Raw genomic sequence first — 3,541 nt, forward strand, 5'->3', positions numbered from 1 at the left:
GTCGACATTGCGGCGCCGGGTGCGCCCACCGGCCTGGCCCTGGCCTCGGGCTCGGACAGCGGGTCGAGCACCAGCGACCGCATCACCAACGTTGCCGCCCCGACCGTCACCGGCACGGCGGAGGCCAGCAGCGTCGTCACCTTGTATGACGGCACCACCGTTCTCGGCACCGGCACCGCCGACGGCAGTGGCGTGTGGTCGATCACCAGTTCCAGCCTGAGCGACGGCGCCCACACCCTGACCGCGCAGGCGGTGGACGTGGCCGGCAACAGCTCCACCGCCTCCGCCGGGCTGGCGATCACCATCGATTTGACCTCGGCCACGCCCGGCGGGCTGGCTCTGGTGTCCGGCTCGGACAGTGGGGCGAGCGACAGCGACCGGACCACCAAGGTCACCACCCCGACGGCCAGCGGCACCGCCGAGGCGAACAGCGCGGTGACGCTTTACGACGGCGTCACCGCCGTCGGCACGGTCACGGCGGATGCCGCGGGCCTGTGGTCGATCACCAGCCCCAGCCTGAGCGACGGCGCCCACACCCTGACCGCGCAGGCGGTGGACGTGGCCGGCAACACCTCCACGGCCTCCACGGCCTTGACCGTGACCGTCGATGCGACGGCGCCGACGGCGCCCCTCAACCTGACGCTCGACCCCGCGTCGGACAGCGACACGCTCCTGGACAACATCACGACGGTGCGGACGCCGCAGATCACCGGCACGGCCGAGCAGGACACCGTGCTGTCGCTCTTCGACGGCAGCAATCTGCTCGGCACCACGACCGTCGGCAGCAGCGGGACCTGGGCGATCACGTCGTCGGAACTGGGCGTCGGGCCGCACACGCTCACCGCCCGGGCCGTGGATCTGGCCGGCAACACCAGCACCGCGTCCGGCGATCTGGTCATCACCATCGGCAACCCGTTGCAGGGCGCTCCCTCCTCGCCGCTGCTGGACTCGGGATCCGACAGCGGCGCCCTGGGCGACCGCCTCACCAATGTGGCGACACCGACGCTCACCGGTACGGCCGAAGCGGGCAGCACGGTTTCGATCTACGACAGCGGCACGCTGGTCGGCTCCGCGGTCGCCGACACCCTGGGCGGGTGGTCGGTCACGACGACGACGTTGTCCAACAGCGTGCATAGCCTCTACGCCACCGCGGTGTTGGGCGGGACGCTCACCCTGGGTTCATCCTCCTCGCTGACGATCACCATCGACGCGTCGGTGCCCGACACCCCGTCGACCCCCACGCTGGCGGCGGCGTCCGACAGCGGCGTGGCGGGTGATGGGATCACGCGCGTCACCACGCCGACGCTGAGCGGTACGGCCCAGGCCAACGGCGTCGTCACGCTCTATGACGGAAGCACCGCGGTCGGCACGGTGACGGCGGATGCGGCCGGGTTGTGGTCGGTCGTGACCGGGACGCTGCCGGACGGCGCACACACCTTGACCGCGCGCACCACCAACGCGGCCGGCAGCACCAGCGTGGCGTCGTCGGCCCTGGTGCTGACCATCGACACCACCGCGACGACTCCGTCCGTGCCGGCCCTGGCGACCGCGTCCGACAGCGGATCGAGCGGCAGCGACCGCATCACCAACGTGGTGACGCCGACGTTGACGGGCACCGCGGAGGCCGGAAGCACGGTCCTGCTCTATGACGGCGGCGATCTGATCGGTCAGGCCACCGCCGACGGCGCCGGTGCGTGGACCGTCACCGCCTCGGCCCGAGGCGATGGCACTCACACCTTGACGGCCCAGGCCATCGACGTGGCCGGCAACACCTCCTCGGTCAGCACCGGCTTGGCGATCACCATCGATGTGACCGCACCGAACGCGCCGGACGGCTTGGCGCTGGCGTCGGGCTCCGACAGCGGGTCGAGCGACAGCGACCGCCTCACCAACGTGGTGGCTCCGACCGTCACCGGCACGGCGGAAGCCAGCAGCGTCGTCACGCTCTACGACGGCACCACCGTTCTCGGTACCGGCACCGCCGCTGGCAGCGGCGTGTGGTCGATCACCAGTTCCACGCTGGGCAGCGGCGGGCACACCCTGACCGCGACCGCGGTGGATGTGGCGGGCAACAGCTCCACCGCCTCCACCGGGCTGGCGATCACCATCGACACGACGGCGCCGAACGCGCCGGACGGCTTGGCGCTGGCGTCGGGCTCCGACAGCGGGTCGAGCGGCAGCGACCGCATCACCAACGTCACCGCCCCGACCATCACCGGCACGGCGGAGGCCAACAGCGTCGTCACGCTCTACGACGGCACCACCGTTCTTGGCACCGGCACGGCCAGCAGCCGGGGCGTGTGGTCGATCACCAGCGCCACCCTTGGCAGCGGCGAGCACACGCTGACCGCTGCGGCGGTCGACGTGGCAGGCAACAGCTCCACGGCGTCGAGCGGACTGACTGTCACCATCGACAGCACGAGCACGACGCCGGACGGCTTGGCGCTGGCCTCGGGCTCCGACAGCGGGTCGAACAGCAGCGACGGCATCACCAACGTCACCGCCCCGACCATCACCGGCACCGCGGAAGCCAACGCCGTTGTGACGTTGTACGATGGGGCGACCGCCGTCGGTACCGGCACCGCCGATGGCGGCGGGGCGTGGTCGATCACCAGCTCTGCCCTGGGCAGCGGCGGGCACACCCTGACTGCCACCGCGGTGGATGTGGCGGGCAACTGCTCCACGGCGTCGAGCGGACTGACCGTCACCATCGACAGCACGGTTGCGGCGCCGACGGGTTTGGCCTTGGCGTCGGGCTCGGACAGCGGATCGAGCGGGAGCGACCGCCTCACCAACGTGGTGGCTCCGACCATCACCGGCACGGCGGAGGCCAGCAGCGTCGTCACGCTCTACGACGGCGCCACCGCCGTCGGCACCGGCACCGCCGATGGCAGCGGCGTGTGGTCGATCGCCAGCTCCACCCTGGGCAGCGGCGGGCACACGCTGAGCGCCACCGCGGTGGACGTCGCCGGCAACACCTCCACGGCGTCGACGGCGTTGACCGTCACCATCGACAGCACCATCACGGCGCCGACCGGTTTGGCCTTGGCGTCGGGCTCGGACAGCGGGTCGAGCGGCAGCGACCGCATCACCAACATGGTGGTTCCGACCATCACCGGCACGGCGGAGGCCAGCAGCGTCGTCACCTTGTATGACGGCACCACCGTTCTCGGCACCGGCACGGCGAACGGCAGCGGCGTGTGGTCGGTCACCAGCGCGACCTTGGGCGAAGGCGGGCACACGCTGACCGCCGCGGCGGTGGACGTCGCCGGCAACAGCTCCACGGCATCGACCGGGCTGGCGATCACCATCGACACCACAGTCGCGGCGCCGACTGGTTTGGCCTTGGCGTCGGGCTCGGACAGCGGGTCGAGCACCAGCGACCGCATCACCAACGTCACCGCCCCGACCGTCACCGGCACGGCGGAGGCCAGCAGCGTCGTCACGCTCTACGACGGCACCACCGTTCTCGGCACCGGCACCGCCGATGGCAGCGGCGTGTGGTCGATCACCAGTTCCACGCTGGGCAGCGGCGGGCACA

1 protein-coding gene is annotated in these 3,541 nt (G+C 71.5%); it reads left to right on the forward strand.

Features of this window, described 5'->3' with window-relative positions; genetic code table 11:
- Positions 1–3,541: Ig-like domain-containing protein (locus TSO352_RS06680; RefSeq protein ID WP_247871932.1), on the forward strand; the 3,541-nt coding region annotated here is incomplete at both ends.

The organism is Azospirillum sp. TSO35-2, from assembly GCF_003116095.1.
Lineage (GTDB): Bacteria > Pseudomonadota > Alphaproteobacteria > Azospirillales > Azospirillaceae > Azospirillum.